Genomic DNA, 871 nt, shown 5'->3' with positions numbered 1-871 from the left:
ACTCGTTTGAAAATATGTGGGATCAAGCGAGCGGAAACACTTGCGCTGTTAAAAGTACTGGAAGTCGATTATGTAGGCCTTGTTTTTGCCCCAAGTAAGCGACAAGTCGATGCCAAGACTGCTGGACAATTGCTTGCCGCCGTTCCGGGCCATCCTCCTGCTGTTGGTGTATTCGTTAATCCGACGATGGAAGAGCTGGAGGAGGTGCTAAGTGAAGCGCCGTTATCTGTAATCCAATTACATGGACAGGAGACGCCACAATTTTGCCAGCAAGTTCGGGAGCGGTTCGCTATTCCGGTGTGGAAGGCGTTGGCCGTGGGCGGAGAAGCCGATGCTGTGCAAGCAATTCAATCCTATCGAGGCATTGTCAGTGGCTTTTTATTTGATACGTATGACCCTAGTCAAGCAGGTGGCACAGGGAAAAAGTTTTCGTGGGAGCAAATTCCTGCATTGCAAGCAGCATGCGAGGAAGCAGACTGCATCATCGCTGGCGGGATTCATGCGGAGAATGTCGGAGAATTAATCGGACAGTATCAAGCAGAGATTGTCGATGTGTCCAGTGGCGTAGAGACGGATGGCGAAAAAGACGCTGAGAAAATAAAAACATTGGTGGAGAGGGTGAAGGCGCATGAACAACATTCAAACAACTACGCGAATCGTGCCTGACGAAAACGGGCGATTTGGTGCCTTCGGAGGCAAATTTATTCCAGAAACCTTGATGAATGCGGTGACGGAGCTCGAGATCGCTTTTGAAGAAGCACGGCGTGACCCGGCATTTGTTCAGGAATTGAATGGACTGCTCAGCGAGTATGCTGGACGCCCAACCCCGCTCACCTATGCAGAGCGCTTGACGAATGCGGTCGGCGGTGCC

The 871-nt window shown here is 51.2% G+C and carries 1 protein-coding gene and 1 pseudogene; both read left to right on the top strand.

Annotated elements, in window-relative coordinates:
• Positions 1–666 (top strand): phosphoribosylanthranilate isomerase (locus tag C7R94_RS29515; protein ID WP_106786029.1); only part of this gene is annotated, 666 nt, incomplete at its 5' end.
• Positions 629–871: pseudogene (locus tag C7R94_RS29510) on the top strand (tryptophan synthase subunit beta); the annotation flags it as partial. The gene C7R94_RS29515 and the pseudogene C7R94_RS29510, both read left to right, overlap by 38 nt.

Origin of the sequence: Brevibacillus sp. NRRL NRS-603, from assembly GCF_003013445.1 — a bacterium.
Taxonomy (GTDB): Bacteria; Bacillota; Bacilli; order Brevibacillales; family Brevibacillaceae; genus Brevibacillus; species Brevibacillus formosus.
The sequence above is the reverse complement of the archived record's forward strand: the minus strand, read 5'-3'. Positions and strand labels throughout refer to the sequence as shown.